The sequence below is a fragment of the Pseudomonas sp. CFBP 8770 genome (assembly GCF_014841705.1).
In the GTDB taxonomy this organism is placed as follows: domain Bacteria; phylum Pseudomonadota; class Gammaproteobacteria; order Pseudomonadales; family Pseudomonadaceae; genus Aquipseudomonas.
Genome location: NZ_JACYUL010000008.1, coordinates 1 through 14,586, shown reverse-complemented (window position 1 = coordinate 14,586; position 14,586 = coordinate 1). Strand labels below are relative to the sequence as shown.

Below are 14,586 nucleotides of genomic sequence, written 5' to 3'. Positions count from 1 at the left end.
CGTTCCAACGTTTGCCCACAGACCGTTCGACCCCTCCATCACGAGGCTGAATCATGACCCGCGAAGACTTCCTGCGCCTGGCTGCCGAAGGCTACAACCGCATTCCGATGGCCCACGAAACCCTGGCCGACTTCGACACGCCCCTGTCCATCTACCTGAAGCTGGCCGACCAGCCCAATTCCTATCTGTTGGAATCGGTGCAGGGCGGCGAGAAATGGGGGCGTTACTCGATTATCGGCCTGCCGTGCCGCACCGTACTGCGTGTGCATGGCTACCATGCCAGCGTGACCTGCGACGGTGTCGAAATCGAAGCGTGTGAGGTCGAAGACCCACTGGCCTTCGTCGAAGCTTTCAAGGCCCGCTACAACGTGCCGACCATTGCCGGTCTGCCACGCTTCAACGGTGGCCTGGTCGGTTATTTCGGCTACGACTGCGTGCGCTACGTCGAAAAACGCCTGGGCCAGTGCCCCAATCCCGATCCGCTGGGGGTTCCAGACATCCTGCTGATGGTGTCCGACGCGGTGGTGGTGTTCGACAACCTGGCGGGCAAGATGCACGCCATCGTCTTGGCGGATCCGGCCCAGGCCGACGCCTACGAACAGGCCCGCAGCCAGCTGGAAACCTTGATGGACCGACTGCGCCAGCCCATCGCTCCGCGTCGCGGGCTGGATTTCAACCGTCCGCAGGCCAGCGATCCGGTGTTTCGTTCAAGCTTCACCCAGTCCGACTACGAAGGCGCCGTCGACACCATCAAGGAGTACATCCTGGCGGGCGACGTCATGCAGGTGGTGCCGTCGCAGCGCATGTCCATCGACTTCAAGGCCGCGCCGATCGACCTGTACCGCGCCCTGCGTTGCTTCAATCCGACGCCCTACATGTACTTCTTCAATTTCGGCGATTTCCATGTGGTCGGCAGCTCGCCCGAAGTGCTGGTGCGCGTCGAGGACGACCTGATCACCGTACGCCCGATTGCCGGCACGCGCCCGCGCGGTGCTACCGAAGAAGCCGACCATGCGCTTGAGGTGGACCTGCTGTCCGACGACAAGGAGATCGCCGAGCACTTGATGTTGATCGACCTGGGCCGCAACGACGTGGGCCGGGTATCGGAGGTCGGCTCGGTGAAGCTGACAGAGAAGATGGTCATCGAGCGTTACTCCAACGTGATGCACATCGTGTCCAACGTGACCGGCCACCTCAAGCAGGGCCTGACCGCCATGGACGCCCTGCGCGCCATTCTCCCCGCAGGCACCTTGTCGGGTGCGCCGAAGATCCGTGCCATGGAAATCATCGACGAGCTGGAGCCGGTCAAGCGCGGTGTCTACGGCGGCGCGGTCGGCTACTTCGCCTGGAACGGCAACATGGACACCGCGATCGCTATCCGTACCGCGGTCATCAAGAACGGCGAGCTGCACGTGCAGGCCGGCGGCGGCATCGTCGCCGACTCGGTGCCTGCGCTGGAATGGGAAGAGACGCTGAACAAGCGTCGCGCCATGTTCAAGGCCGTGGCCCTGGCCGAGCAATCGCCAGACTGATTCCGGACCCGGCAAGCCAGTGTCCACCGGTTCCAACGAGCCGGTGGTCCGTCAGCAGATTCGAGAGGTTAAGCACCATGTTGCTCATGATCGACAATTACGACTCCTTTACCTACAACGTCGTGCAGTACCTGGGCGAACTGGGCGCCGACGTCAAAGTCATCCGCAACGATGAACTCAGCATTGCCCAGATCGAAGCCTTGGCGCCTGAGCGCATCGTCGTGTCGCCCGGCCCCTGCACCCCCAACGAAGCCGGTGTCTCCCTTGACGTGATCCGGCATTTTGCCGGCAAGCTGCCCATCCTCGGCGTCTGTCTGGGCCACCAGTCCATCGGCCAGGCCTTCGGCGGCGACGTAGTCCGCGCCCGTCAGGTCATGCATGGCAAGACCAGCCCGATCACCCACACCGACCTTGGTGTGTTCGAAGGCCTCAACCATCCGCTGACCGTCACCCGCTATCACTCGTTGGTGGTGAAGGCCCAGACCTTGCCCGAGTGCCTGGAGCTGACGGCCTGGACGACCAACGAAGACGGCACGGTCGACGAAATCATGGGCCTGCGGCACAAGACCCTGAATGTCGAGGGCGTGCAGTTTCATCCCGAATCGATCCTGACCGAGCAAGGCCACGAGCTGTTCGCCAACTTTCTCAAGCAGACCGGCGGCAGCCGCCAGGGCTAAGGAATACCCATGGATATCAAAAGCGCGCTGACCCGTATCGTCAGCCAGCTGGACCTCACCACCGAGGAAATGCGCGCGGTGATGCTCGACATCATGACCGGCCAGTGCAGCGAAGCGCAGATCGGCGCCTTCATGATGGGCATGCGCATGAAAAGCGAGACCATCGACGAGATCGTCGGCGCCGTGACGGCGATGCGCGAGCTGGCCAGTAAGGTCGAACTGCGGACCCTGGACAAAGTGGTCGACATCGTCGGCACCGGTGGCGACGGCGCCAACATCTTCAACGTGTCCACCGCCTCGGCATTGGTCGTCGCGGCAGCCGGCTGCACGGTGGCCAAGCATGGCAATCGCGCGGTGTCGGGCAAGAGCGGCAGTGCCGACCTGCTCGAAGCCGCCGGCGTTTACCTCAACCTGGACGCACAGCAGGTTGCCCGCTGCATCGACAGCGTCGGCATCGGCTTCATGTTCGCCCAGGCCCATCACAGTGCCATGAAGCACGCGGCCATTCCGCGCCGCGACCTGGGCCTGCGAACCCTGTTCAACATGCTCGGCCCGCTGACCAACCCGGCAGGCGTCAAGCACCAGGTGGTGGGTGTGTTCACCCAGGCCTTGTGCCGACCGCTGGCCGAAGTGCTCGCGCGGCTGGGCAGCAAGCATGTACTGGTGGTGCATTCGCGCGATGGCTTGGACGAATTCAGCCTTGCCGCGCCGACCTTCGTTGCCGAGCTCAGGAATGGCGAAGTCAGCGAATACTGGGTCGAGCCCGAAGACCTCGGCATCAAGAGCCAGAGTTTGCATGGCCTGGTGGTCGACAGCCCGGCAGCTTCGCTGGAATTGATCCGCGACGCCTTGGGTCGGCGCAAGACCGAGCAGGGCGAGAAAGCGGCCGAAATGATCGTGCTCAACGCCGGCGCCGCGTTGTACGCGGCCGACGTGGCGAGCAGCCTGAAAGAGGGCGTGGCCATGGCTCACGATGCGTTGCACACCGGGCTGGCCCGTGAAAAGCTCGAAGAACTGGGCGCCTTTACCGCGGTATTCAAGCAGGAGAACGAAGCATGAGCGTGCCCACCGTGCTGGAAAACATACTGGCGCGCAAGGCGCAGGAAGTGGCCGAACGGCGCGCGCGAGTCAGCCTCGCCGAGCTTGAACGTCTTGCCGCAGCAGCCGACGCACCGCGCGGTTTTGCCCAGGCTTTGATCACCCAGGCTGCTTCGAAGCAGCCAGCCGTGATTGCCGAGGTCAAGAAAGCTTCGCCAAGCAAGGGTGTCATACGCGAACATTTCGTTCCCGCCGACATCGCCCGCAGCTATGAGAAGGGCGGGGCTACCTGCCTGTCGGTGCTGACCGACATCGACTTTTTCCAGGGCGCCGACCTGTACTTGCAACAGGCACGCGGAGCCTGCCAGCTGCCGGTGATCCGCAAGGACTTCATGATCGACCCCTATCAGGTGATCGAGGCACGGGCGCTGGGTGCCGACTGTATCCTGCTGATCGTCTCGGCACTGCAGGATGCGCAAATGGCTGAACTCGCCGCAGTGGCCAAGGGCGTCGGCCTCGACGTGCTGGTCGAAGTGCACGACGGCGCTGAACTGGAGCGCGCGCTGAACACCCTGGACACACCGCTGGTCGGGGTCAACAACCGCAACCTGCACACCTTCGACGTCAACCTGGAAACCACCCTGGATCTGCTTCCACGCATCCCGCGTGATCGCCTGGTGATCACCGAGAGCGGGATCTTCAACCGCGCCGATGTCCAGTTGATGGAAATCAACGGGGTCTATTCCTTCCTGGTCGGCGAAGCATTCATGCGCGTCGAAGATCCAGGCCTGGAGCTGCAGCGGCTGTTCTTCCCCTGATCCAACGGCCGCCTTCGCCTTCACTTCATGAGTCTCAGCCAATGCTTCAGCATTTGCCTACCGAACGGGGTTTGCGCGCCGAGCAGGATCTGCTCGGCGCTGTCTGCAAAGGCGAGCAAGCCTGGGGGTTGCTGTTCTGGTGCCCCACGGATCGCACGCTGGTAATGCCGCGACGCATGAGCCGCCTCGATGGGTTCCAGGAGGCCAGCCTCGCCTCGGCTGCCAGCGGCTGGCCGGTGTTGCTGCGCGAAACCGGCGGCGAACCGGTGCCGCAGTCGCCATCCACCATCAACGTCGCGTTGGTGTATGTGGCTCCGCAGCATGAGGGCGACCAGCATCGTATCGAGACGGCTTACCGCCGCCTGTGCCAGCCTTTGCTCGATGCCCTCGAACGGCTGGGTGGCAGTGCGTCGTTGGGTGAAATAGAAGGGGCTTTTTGCGATGGCCGTTTCAACGTCAATCTCGACGGCCGCAAATGGGTCGGCACGGCGCAGCGTTGGCGCCAGGGCTTGAGTGGCACACGCCCGGTGGTGTTGGTGCACGGGGCGATGCTGATGGATGACGAGCGTGAATCCATGGCAGCAGCGGTCAATCTGTTCAATCGGCAGTGTGGTCTGCAGCAACGGGTCAAGGCCGCCAGCCATGTCGCGCTGCATGAGCGTCATCCCGCCCCTGACCTGATCGACGAGCTGCACGCCGTCTATACGCGGATGCTGTCGGCGTTGGCTTGAACGCTGCCTGAGCGTGGATGCTCCCTGGCGTTCAGCGCGTGCCGAACACCACCATGGTCTTGCCTTTGACGTGGACCACGCTGCGCTCTTCCAGGTCCTTGAGCACGCGACCGACCATCTCCCGTGAACAACCCACGATGCGCCCGATTTCCTGCCGGGTGATCTTGATCTGCATGCCATCGGGGTGGGTCATGGCGTCGGGCTGCTTGCACAGGTCGAGCAAGCATCGGGCAACACGTCCGGTGACATCGAAGAACGCCAGGTCGCCGACCTTGCGGGTCGTGTCGCGCAGACGTTGCGCCATCTGCCCACCCACCGCGTAGAGCATCTCCGGCTCCTGCTGGGCCAGTTCGCGAAACGCGGCATAACTGATCTGCACCACTTCGCATTCAGTCTTGGCGCGTACCCACGCGTTGTGTGCCTGCGTGCCGCTCGCAGTCTGAAACAAGCCCAGTTCGCCAAAGAAATCCCCGGCGTTGAGGTAGGCGATCACCAACTCGCGGCCTTCTTCGGCCTCGATCACCACCGTCGCCGAGCCTTTGAGAATCAGCGAAAGCGAGTCATCACGCGCACCCGCGGCGATCAAGGTGGTCTTGGCGGCGAACCGATAGCGCTGACCATGTGCGAGCAGCTTCTCGAGGTTCTTGATCTTGTGCGCGGCAGCGGTCATGACTTGGTTCCGGAATGGGCAATCTATCTTGCATGAATCACGGCGATACGCCAGTACATTGGCGTCAGCTTATCAGACGCACTCTAGAGTCACACGCCATTTAGACGGCGAGACATGCGGTTTGGCCGATCCTCCCTCACCAATCGTTACAAGTGCGCTGTGGTAAGCTCGTCCGCTTTATGAACACGGGAGTCCGGAAAGATGAAGGCGCGTATTCAATGGGCTGGCGAGGCCATGTTTCTGGGCGAGTCGGGCAGCGGCCATGTCGTGGTCATGGACGGCCCCCCCGAAAGCGGCGGGCGCAATCTGGGCGTGCGCCCCATGGAAATGTTGCTGCTGGGCCTGGGCGGCTGCAGCAACTATGACGTGGTCAGCATCCTCAAGAAATCGCGGCAACCCATCGAAAGCTGCGAGGCCTTTCTGGAAGCCGAACGCGCCACCGAAGACCCCAAGGTCTTCACCAAGATCCACCTGCATTTCGTGGTCAAGGGCCGCGGCTTGAAAGAAGCCCAGGTCAAGCGTGCGGTGGAACTCTCGGCAGAGAAGTACTGCTCGGCATCCATCATGCTGGGTCGCGCCGGCGTCGACATCACCCATGACTACGAGATCGTCGAACTGGGATGAATGAAAAAGGGCGCTCACCGAGCGCCCTTTCTGTATGCCCCACGCGCACTCAGATGCGGTAGGTGCTTTTGGTCATGACCTTGGCCAGCAAGCTCATGCCAAAGCGTATCGGTGCCGGGAACCTGGCTCCGCCGGCGTCGAGCGCCGACTCGGCGTGGGCCTGCTCGTCACTGCGCATCTGCGCCAGGATCGCCCGCGATTTCACGTCTTCGGCAGGCAGCTGCAGCAGATGCTCGTCGAGGTGCTTGACCACCTGGTGCTCGGTGGCCGCCACGAAACCCAGGCTCACCCGGTCGCTGATGATGCCTGCCGCTGCACCGATACCGAACGACATCCCGTAGAACAGCGGATTGAGCACGCTGGTGTGGCTGCCCAGTTGACGAATGCGCTGCTCGCACCAGGCCAGGTGATCCACTTCCTCTTCTGCGGCATGTTCCATGGCCTTGCGCACCTGGGGCAGCTTCGCAGTCAGTGCCTGACCTTGGTACAGCGCCTGCGCGCAGACTTCACCGGTGTGATTGATGCGCATCAGCCCGGCCACGTGCCGGCTCTGTTGCTTGTCCATCGTCACCTCCGGCTGGACGACGGCCGGCGACGGTCGCGACGGATGGCCGCTGAACGGCAGCAGGGTGCGCATGGCCGTGTCGGCCTGCAGCAACAATCGGTCAATCGGCGAGTAGTGACGCTGGGTAGCCATGGGCACCTCCGTTGAAATCTTGCCTGCATGTTGGCGCACGAGCGCGCAGCGCTGGGCTGCGGCTCGCATGAATGCCGATCAACCGGGCGGCCAGTTCATCTGGCGCTGACCCAGCACATGCATGTGTATGTGGTAGACGGTCTGACCGCCCAGTTCGTTGCAGTTCATCACTACCCGGAAACCCTCGTCGCAGCCCAGCTCCTTGGCCAGGCGCTGGGCGGTGAACAGAATGTGCCCTGCCAGGCCCTTGTCGTCCTCGGTCAAGTCATTGAGCGTGCGAATGGCTTTTTTCGGGATGACCAGGAAATGCACCGGAGCCTGGGGCGCGATATCGTGGAAGGCCAGCACCTGGTCGTCCTCGTAGATGATCCTGGCCGGAATCTCCCGGTTGATGATCTTGGTAAACAAAGTATCCACAATGCATCTCCATGGCAGTCGAAGGGTCAGTGTACTGAGGCTTGCGTCCAGCGCCCAGTCTTGCCTGCTTCAATGCGGGGCATAGGCCTTGTTGACCCATCCGGCCAGGATCCGCATCAGCCAGCGCGGGACCAGGCGCGAAGCCCTTGCCAGCCAGCCATTGCGCCGTCCAGGCACGATCACCGCGCGATCGCGGTCGAGCGCACGCACGGTCTGCAAGGCAACCTGCTCGGCGTCCAGCACCAGCGAGCTGCCCGCCAGCCGTGGAATTCGCCGCTGGCTCGCGCGTACCGGCCCCGGACACAGTACCGAGACCTTTACCCCGGTCTGCTTGAGCTCCTCGCGCAGCCCTTCGGAAAAATGCAGGACATAGGCCTTGCTGGCCGCATAGCTGCTCATCCATGGGCCGGGTTGAAACGCGGCCAGCGAGGCCACATTGAGGATCTGCCCACCGCCCTGCACGGCCATGGCGTTGCCCAAGGCATGACAGAGGCGGGTCAGGGCAAGAATGTTCAGTTCGATCAGGTCCTGTTCCTGGCTCCAGTCCTGGGCGAGAAAATGCCCATGGGAGCGCACGGCGGCGCAATTCACCAACAGGTCGATCTGACGTTCGCTTTCTTCCAGTTCCAGCAGGAAGCCGGATAGCCGCAACGGCTCGCCGAGGTCGCAGGCACGAAACAGTACTTCCACACCAAAGCGCTGGGTCAATTCAGCGGCAATGATTTCCAGCGGGTCACGGTGGCGCGCCACCAGCAGCAGGCTGCGTCCGCGCCTGGCCAAGGCTTCGGCCATGGCCAGGCCCAGGCCTGCCGACGCGCCTGTGATCATGGCATAACGGGTCATCGAATTCTCCATACCCGCGCCGGGCAAGCCGGCGCGATTTCATATGGACAGTCTACAGGGCGCACCGGCTTTGAGCGCGTTGCTTGTGCATGGGCTCAGAATGGCTTGACCACCACCAGAATCACCACGGCCAGCAGCACCAGCACCGGGACTTCATTGAACCAGCGGAAAAACACATGGCTGCGCTTGTTTTCGCCCCGCGCGAAACGCTTCATCTGCGCGCCGCATACGTGGTGATAGCCGGTCAGCAAGATGACCAAGGTCAGCTTGGCATGCATCCACCCCTGGCTCATCCAGCCCGGCGACAGCGCAATCAGCCAGATGCCGAAGATGAATGTGGCGAGCATCGCCGGCGTCATGATCCCGCGGTACAGCTTGCGCTCCATGACGGCAAAGCGTTCGCGGCTGACGGTGTCCTCGCTCTGGGCGTGGTAGACGAACAGGCGCGGCAGGTAGAACAACCCGGCAAACCAGCAGACGACGCTGACGATATGCAGGGCCTTGATCCATAGATAAAGCATTTCCAGTTATTCCCAGGTTCACGGTAGCGTCGATAGTAGAGTCTGCCAACGCCCGCGTCATCTCAACGGTTGTTACACAGGCGCTGGGCCCCTATCATCGAAGGCTTTCCAGTCGCATCGTGAAGAGGGCAGTTTATGGTCAAGGTCGGTATCGTCGGCGGCACGGGTTACACCGGGGTCGAACTGCTGCGTCTGCTGGCGCAGCATCCGCAGGCGCAGGTAGAGGTCATCACCTCCCGATCCGAGGCTGGCCTGCCCGTTGCCGACCTGTACCCCAACCTGCGAGGCCACTACGACGGCCTGGCGTTCAGCGTCCCCGACATCAAGACGTTGGGTGCTTGCGACGTGGTGTTCTTCGCCACGCCTCATGGCGTCGCCCATGCCCTGGCCGGTGAGCTGCTTGCGGCGGGAACCAGGATCATCGACCTGTCCGCCGACTTCCGTCTGCAGGATGCCGATGAATGGGCCAAATGGTACGGCCACCCTCATGGTGCACCCGAGCTGCTGGCCGACGCCGTCTACGGCTTGCCCGAGGTCAACCGCGAGCAGATCCGCCAGGCGCGTCTGATTGCCGTGCCGGGCTGCTATCCCACCGCCACCCAGCTGGGCTTCCTGCCGCTGCTCGAAGCCGGTCTGGCCGACAACACGCGCCTGATCGCCGACTGCAAGTCGGGTGTCAGCGGCGCGGGTCGTGGCGCCAGCGTGGGCTCCTTGTTCTGCGAAGCGGGTGAAAGCATGAAGGCCTACGCGGTCAAGGGGCACCGTCACCTGCCTGAAATCACCCAGGGCCTGCGTCGCGCGGCGGGCGGCGAAGTGGGCCTGACCTTCGTTCCTCACCTCACGCCCATGATCCGTGGCATTCACTCCACGCTGTACGCCACCGTGGTCGACAGATCGGTCGACCTGCAGGCGTTGTACGAAGCACGTTATGCCGATGAGCCGTTCGTCGATGTCATGCCGGCCGGCAGCCACCCCGAAACCCGCAGCGTACGTGGCGCCAATGTCTGCCGGATCGCCGTGCATCGCCCTCAGGACGGTGATCTGGTCGTCGTGCTTTCGGTCATCGATAATCTGGTCAAGGGGGCGTCGGGCCAAGCAGTTCAGAACATGAACATCCTGTTCGGTCTGGACGAGCGCTTCGGTCTGTCTCACGCTGGCATGCTGCCCTGACACGCGGCGCAGCGCTTTCCAGAGGCCCGCTTGCGGGCCTCTTTGCGTTTGCCACTGGCTAATTCTTGACCATTTTCGTAGGAGAAGCGGATAATGCCGCCATTGAGCATTATGACGGCGTACGCCGGGAGAACTTCTACATGAGCGTCGAATCCTTTACCCCCATGGCTTTGCAATTCACCCAAGGGGCCGCCATCAAGGTCAAGAACCTGGTCGATGAAGAGGGTAATGATCGCCTCAAGCTGCGCGTCTTCGTCACCGGCGGCGGCTGCTCGGGCTTCCAGTATGGCTTTACCTTCGATGAAGACGTTGCCGAAGACGACACCATCGTCGAGCGCGAAGGCGTCAGCCTGGTGGTCGATCCCATGAGCTTCCAGTACCTGGCCGGCGCGCAGGTGGATTATCAGGAAGGGCTGGAAGGTTCGCGGTTCGTCATCAACAACCCGAACGCCAGCACCACGTGCGGTTGCGGTCAGTCCTTCTCGATCTGATCCGGCGCCAACGCAAAACGCCGTGCATCTGCACGGCGTTTTCGTTTAAGGCTTCAGGTTTCAGGCCGGGTATATAGCGCCCAGCACTCGCAGACCCCGTGCACCCGTCACACTCGGCCGATTGGCAGCGATGCCTTGCAGGCAGCAATCTGCCAGCCAGGCGAATGCCATCGCCTCGACCCAGTCCGGGTCGACACCGGCTTTCGCCGTGCTGGCTACCTGAGTGTCCGGCAACAAGGCCTGTAGGCGCGCCATCAACGTCTGGTTGTGCGCGCCGCCCCCGCAGACCAGCAGCGCATGGGTGGTCGGCTGGGCGACACGCAGCGACTGCACGATGCTCTGCGCGGTCAGCTCGAGAAGCGTCGCCTGAACGTCGGCGTCTGCGAGCGCTGGCAGCGTCTCCAAGTGTCGCTGCAGCCAGCCCAGATTGAACACCTCGCGCCCCGTGCTCTTCGGACCGCTGCCAGCGAAGAACGGGTCACCCAGCAACGCGCCGAGCAAGTGCGGCTGTCGCGTACCGGTTGCCGCCCAACCACCACCTTGGTCATAGTCCAGGCCGCGCTTGAGGTGAATCCAGGCATCCATCAGCACGTTGCCAGGTCCGCAATCGAAACCGCTGACCGGCGTATTCCCGCCAATCAGGCTGAGGTTGCTGAAACCACCCACGTTGAGCACTGCGCGCGCCTCGCCCTCGGCCCCGAACAGAGCCTCGTGGAAGGCCGGCACCAGCGGAGCACCTTGACCGCCGGCCGCGACATCGCGGCGGCGAAAATCGCCCACCACGGTGATCTGGGTCAGTTCTGCCAGCAGGGCAGGGTTGCCAATCTGCACGGTGAAGCCGCGGGCAGGTTCGTGGCGAACGGTCTGTCCGTGGCTGCCGATGGCACGGATGTCGGCAGGGGCAAGCTGCTCTGCGGTCAGCAAGGCCGATATGCCATCAGCCGCCAACGCTACCCACTGGTTTTCCGCCAGCGCGGCCCGGGCAATCTCATCCGGCCCGCTGGCGCACAGTTCCAGCAGTTGCTGGCGCAGCGCTTCGGGCATAGGCACGTAGTGTGTCGCGACCAGCCGGGTCGAGCGGTCCTGCTCGATCAGGGCAATGTCCAGCCCGTCCAGGCTGGTGCCGGACATTACCCCCAGGTAGTAAGTCATGACTCAGCGCTTGCTCGCCAACAGCGTCGTCCGCTCGGCGTCAATCTTCGCCATCAACGGCTGGCTCAGCTGGTTGAAACGCTGTTTTTCGGCCTTGGCAATCGGGTCGGCCATCGGCAGCTTCTGGCCCAGTGGGTCTACGTGGACACCATTGACCTGGAACTCGTAGTGCAGGTGCGGGCCCGTGGACAAACCGGTGGTGCCGATGTAGCCGATCACCTGGCCCTGCTTGACGCTGCCGCCGGTCTTGATGCCCTTGGCAAAGCCCTGCATGTGCCCGTACAGCGTGGTGTAGCTGTTGCCGTGCTGGATGATCACGGTATTGCCGTAGCCACCGCGACGACCGGCCAGTGTCACCTTGCCGTCGCCAGCAGCCTTGATCGGCGTGCCCCGCGGCGCTGCGTAGTCGACACCCTTGTGCGCGCGGATCTTGTTCAGGATCGGATGCTTGCGGCCCATCGAGAAGCGCGAGCTGATGCGGGCAAAGTCCACCGGTGTACGGATGAACGCCTTGCGCATGCTGTTGCCATCGGCGGTGTAGTAGTTGCTGTTGCCTTGCTTGTTGGTGTACCTGACTGCGGTATAGGTCTTGCCGCGGTTGGTAAAGCGGGCAGCCAGGATGCCGCCAGTGCCGATCACCTTGCCGTTGAGCACACGCTGCTCGTAGACGATATCGAACTCATCGCCCTGGCGAATATCCTGGGCGAAGTCCACGTCGTAGCCGAAGATACTGGCCATGTCCATGGTCTGGCTGTGGGACAGACCCGCGCGCGCCGCAGATTGCGACAGGGAGTTCTTGATGACCCCATGCGCATAGGCTTCGCGCGTCACTGGCTTGCTGGTTTCACGCTCGAACGCGAAACCGTTGCCGGCCTTGGTCAGGCGGATGGTATCCAGCTCGCTGACTTTGCTGTGCAGGCCCAGCAGATCGCCTTCCGGCGACAGCTCGAACTCCAGCAGTTGCCCACGCTTGAGCTGGGTGAACTGCTTGGCCTTCTTGTCGCTGCCTACTACCTGGGCGGCGGTGGAAGCTGGCAGGCCAACCTTTTCGAACAGCGTGGAGAGCGTGTCGCCCTTGGCCACAACGACTTGACGGTGCGAAGGCTCTTTCTTGACCGCAGCGACTTCCTTGACAGTGGTCGCTTCCTTGGTCGCGGTTATCTGGGGTGCCGACGGCGCGGCCGGTTGCGCGGCCTGCTCGGTGTCTGTCGTGGCAGAGGGTTCGATCTGGGCGAATGGGGCGGGAGCAGCCTGCTCGGCGATCGGGGCCACCGGAGTGTCTTGTTCGGCGTCCCTGAGTTGTTCTGCGGGAGCCGGCATTTCCAGGCTCATGGTGGTGCGTTTTGCTTCTACGTCGCTGGAGGGGAACACCAGCAAGGCAAGGCTGAGGAGGGCGGCTATGCCGCTGGCAGCCACGAGGTGGCTCTTCGGATAAAGCGGCGGCGCTTTAGGCGGTTGCTTGGTCATAGGTGATTTTTTGACTTTTGAAGATGGAAAGATGAGATGAATGACATGATGAAGATGAAATAACTGTATAAAATATAACCAAAAGCCCTCTAAAGCAAGCTCGCAGACGTTTGCTTGGCGCCAATGAGTCACATCTGCGCTCGCGCCTTGTATTTGACCCGTGATCTTGTATCGTTGAGCCCTTTGAATCCGAGCGTTGTAGGACCTATATGAAGTCTGTTGAAGAGCAGCTGGCGCTGATCAAGCGCGGCACGGAAGAGGTGCTGGTCGAATCCGAACTGGTCGAGAAGCTCAAGCGCGGTCAGCCGCTGCGTATCAAGGCAGGCTTCGATCCCACCGCTCCGGATCTGCACCTGGGTCACACGGTGCTGATCAACAAGCTTCGGCAGTTCCAAGAGCTGGGTCATCAGGTCATCTTCCTTATAGGTGACTTCACCGGCTCCATCGGTGATCCCAGCGGCAAGAGCGCCACGCGTCCGCCCTTGACTCGTGAGCAGGTGCTTGAGAATGCCGAGACCTACAAGGCTCAGGTGTTCAAGATCCTCGACCCGGCCAAAACTGAAGTTGCGTTCAATTCGACCTGGATGGATGTCCTCAGTCCGGCGGACTTCATTCGTCTGGCGTCGCAGTACACCGTGGCGCGCATGCTCGAGCGTGATGATTTCGACAAGCGCTACACCAGCAACCAGCCAATCGCCATCCACGAGTTCCTCTATCCGCTGGTCCAGGGTTATGACTCCGTTGCCCTGCGCGCCGACGTCGAGCTGGGCGGCACCGACCAGAAATTCAACTTGTTGATGGGGCGTGAGCTGCAGCGCGCCTATGGTCAGGATGCTCAATGCATCGTCACCCTACCGTTGCTGGAAGGTCTGGACGGCGTCAAGAAGATGTCCAAGTCGCTGGGCAACTACGTGGGTATCCAGGAAGCGCCTGGCATCATGTACAGCAAGCTGGTCTCCATTCCCGATGCACTGATGTGGCGATACTTCGAGCTGCTCAGCTTCCGCAGCATGGATGAGATCGAAGCGTTCAAGGCTGACGTGGAGGCCGGCGCCAATCCACGTGACATCAAGATCAAGCTCGCCGAAGAGATCGTCGCCCGTTTCCATGGCGAGGAAGCGGCTCAGAGCGCGCATAAAGCCGCGGGCAATCGCATGAAGGAAGGCGAGCTGCCTGAGGATCTGCCGGAGATGGAGGTAGCAGGCGCGGAAGATATGCCGATTGCCGCCATCCTTAATAAGGCAGGGATGGTCAAGAACGCCGCTGGCGCTCGCGATCTGCTCAACGCCGGAAGTGTCCGTGTCGATGGCGTCGTGGTAGACCGGGCATTCGTCTTTACAGTGGGTGCGACCCATGTAGTGCAGGCCGGCAAGAAAGCTTTTGCCCGCATTACGCTAAAAAACGAATAATCCGAAACAAGGGCTTGACGGCGAACTCCAAGTGTCTATAATTCGCCCCACTTCCGGCGCAGCCGAAACGATAAACTCTTTGTTAATCAATGAGTTGGCCGTTTCAGAGAGCTCGGAGGGGTTTCGATCTTCAAGGTCGGAAGCGGTGAAAAAGGCAGTTGACAGCGGTTTGAAACGCTGTAGAATTCGCCTCCCGCTGACGAGTGATCGAAGCGAGTCAAGTATTTGAAGTTGTTCAGGTTTCTGGCCAAATACTTCGAAATAAACGCTTGACAGGATGTGAGGCTAGCGTAGAATGCGCGCCTCGGTTGAGACGAAAGAATCAACCC

Annotated in this window: 16 protein-coding genes; 9 read left to right on the top strand and 7 right to left on the bottom strand. The window is 61.9% G+C overall.

Translation table 11 applies throughout. The features are described 5' to 3' along the window. Positions 1-53 precede the first annotated feature (53 nt). The 5 genes from trpE to IFT98_RS17990 all read left to right on the top strand — a co-directional run bounded on the left by trpE (position 54) and on the right by IFT98_RS17990 (position 4,796). Positions 54-1,532, top strand: a complete 1,479-nt coding sequence (trpE, locus tag IFT98_RS18010; protein WP_192050865.1) for an anthranilate synthase component I — start codon at positions 54-56, stop codon at positions 1,530-1,532. A gap of 77 nt (positions 1,533-1,609) precedes the next feature. Further along, complete coding sequence (locus tag IFT98_RS18005; protein ID WP_122795536.1) at positions 1,610-2,209, top strand: aminodeoxychorismate/anthranilate synthase component II; 600 nt, start codon at positions 1,610-1,612, stop codon at positions 2,207-2,209. Positions 2,210-2,218: 9 nt separating this feature from the next. Beyond that, entirely contained in the window at positions 2,219-3,268 is a 1,050-nt protein-coding gene (trpD, locus tag IFT98_RS18000) for an anthranilate phosphoribosyltransferase (RefSeq protein WP_192050863.1), read from the top strand. Continuing rightward, positions 3,265-4,065: an indole-3-glycerol phosphate synthase TrpC gene (trpC, locus tag IFT98_RS17995; protein WP_192050862.1), complete on the top strand. Its 801-nt coding sequence runs from the start codon at positions 3,265-3,267 to the stop codon at positions 4,063-4,065. Before trpD ends, trpC begins: the two co-directional genes overlap by 4 nt. Before the next feature lie 41 nt (positions 4,066-4,106). Next, positions 4,107-4,796, top strand: a complete 690-nt coding sequence (locus IFT98_RS17990; protein WP_192050860.1) for a lipoate--protein ligase family protein — start codon at positions 4,107-4,109, stop codon at positions 4,794-4,796. Positions 4,797-4,827: 31 nt separating this feature from the next. Here the strand turns inward: IFT98_RS17990 and crp are convergent, their stop codons facing one another. After that, a complete protein-coding gene (gene crp / locus IFT98_RS17985) occupies positions 4,828-5,466 on the bottom strand; it encodes a cAMP-activated global transcriptional regulator CRP (protein WP_122795532.1) in 639 nt (212 codons plus the stop codon). A gap of 201 nt (positions 5,467-5,667) precedes the next feature. Here crp and IFT98_RS17980 point away from each other — a divergent pair, with 201 nt between their 5' ends. Continuing rightward, positions 5,668-6,090, top strand: a complete 423-nt coding sequence (locus IFT98_RS17980; RefSeq protein WP_043192495.1) for an OsmC family protein — start codon at positions 5,668-5,670, stop codon at positions 6,088-6,090. Positions 6,091-6,139: 49 nt separating this feature from the next. Here IFT98_RS17980 and coq7 read toward each other — a convergent pair whose 3' ends face one another. The 4 genes from coq7 to hemJ form a co-directional block, all read right to left on the bottom strand. Further along, positions 6,140-6,787 (bottom strand): 2-polyprenyl-3-methyl-6-methoxy-1,4-benzoquinone monooxygenase, encoded by a 648-nt coding sequence (gene coq7, locus IFT98_RS17975; protein WP_122714957.1) that lies wholly within the window; start codon positions 6,785-6,787, stop codon positions 6,140-6,142. A gap of 78 nt (positions 6,788-6,865) precedes the next feature. Continuing rightward, positions 6,866-7,204 (bottom strand): HIT domain-containing protein, encoded by a 339-nt coding sequence (locus IFT98_RS17970; protein ID WP_192050858.1) that lies wholly within the window; start codon positions 7,202-7,204, stop codon positions 6,866-6,868. Positions 7,205-7,273: 69 nt separating this feature from the next. Then, positions 7,274-8,047: an SDR family NAD(P)-dependent oxidoreductase gene (locus IFT98_RS17965; protein ID WP_192050857.1), complete on the bottom strand. Its 774-nt coding sequence runs from the start codon at positions 8,045-8,047 to the stop codon at positions 7,274-7,276. A 95-nt stretch (positions 8,048-8,142) separates the two neighbouring features. Continuing rightward, positions 8,143-8,568, bottom strand: a complete 426-nt coding sequence (hemJ, locus tag IFT98_RS17960; RefSeq protein ID WP_192050855.1) for a protoporphyrinogen oxidase HemJ — start codon at positions 8,566-8,568, stop codon at positions 8,143-8,145. Positions 8,569-8,703: 135 nt separating this feature from the next. Between hemJ and argC the strand changes: the two genes are divergently transcribed. Both argC and erpA read left to right on the top strand, forming a co-directional pair. After that, positions 8,704-9,738 carry an N-acetyl-gamma-glutamyl-phosphate reductase gene (argC, locus tag IFT98_RS17955; RefSeq protein WP_192050853.1) on the top strand — a complete coding sequence of 345 codons (1,035 nt, stop codon included), beginning with the start codon at positions 8,704-8,706 and terminating at the stop codon, positions 9,736-9,738. 140 nt (positions 9,739-9,878) lie between these two features. Beyond that, a complete protein-coding gene (gene erpA, locus IFT98_RS17950) occupies positions 9,879-10,229 on the top strand; it encodes an iron-sulfur cluster insertion protein ErpA (RefSeq protein WP_122477191.1) in 351 nt (116 codons plus the stop codon). 60 nt (positions 10,230-10,289) lie between these two features. Here erpA and IFT98_RS17945 read toward each other — a convergent pair whose 3' ends face one another. Next, entirely contained in the window at positions 10,290-11,381 is a 1,092-nt protein-coding gene (locus IFT98_RS17945; RefSeq protein WP_192050852.1) for an anhydro-N-acetylmuramic acid kinase, read from the bottom strand. Positions 11,382-11,384: 3 nt separating this feature from the next. Then, a complete protein-coding gene (locus IFT98_RS17940) occupies positions 11,385-12,848 on the bottom strand; it encodes a peptidoglycan DD-metalloendopeptidase family protein (RefSeq protein ID WP_192050850.1) in 1,464 nt (487 codons plus the stop codon). A 209-nt stretch (positions 12,849-13,057) separates the two neighbouring features. On the opposite strand from IFT98_RS17940, the gene tyrS reads away from it, so the two are divergent. Next, complete coding sequence (gene tyrS / locus IFT98_RS17935) at positions 13,058-14,257, top strand: tyrosine--tRNA ligase (RefSeq protein ID WP_192050849.1); 1,200 nt, start codon at positions 13,058-13,060, stop codon at positions 14,255-14,257. The last annotated feature ends 329 nt before the right edge of the window (positions 14,258-14,586 follow it).